1 protein-coding gene is annotated in these 275 nt (G+C 66.2%); it reads left to right on the top strand.

The features are described 5' to 3' along the window. A partial coding sequence (locus NZU74_20795; protein MCS6883763.1) for a metal-dependent transcriptional regulator occupies positions 1-275 on the top strand: 275 nt, incomplete at both ends.

The raw sequence follows: 275 nt of genomic DNA, 5'->3' as shown, positions 1-275 counted from the left end.
AACCTTATAAGGGCGTGACGCTCACCGAGACCGGGCGCGACCTGGCGCAGAACGTCATCCGTCGGGAACGGCTCTGGGAGCGTTTCCTCGTGGACCATCTCAAGCTGGATTGGGCCTTGGCGCATGAGTGGGCCTGCCAGCTCGAGCACGCCACTGCACCTGAAGTGATTGACGCGCTGGACGCCTACCTCGATTACCCGGCCCAGTGTCCCCAGGGCAACCCCATCCCGCGGGCAGGCCAGCCGTTACAGGCCCTGCGCGGCCCGCTGCTCAGT

Source organism: Chloroflexaceae bacterium (assembly GCA_025057155.1).
GTDB lineage: Bacteria > Chloroflexota > Chloroflexia > Chloroflexales > Chloroflexaceae > JACAEO01.
Note: the sequence above shows the minus strand (reverse complement) of the source record. Positions and strands in the feature narration are given on the sequence as shown.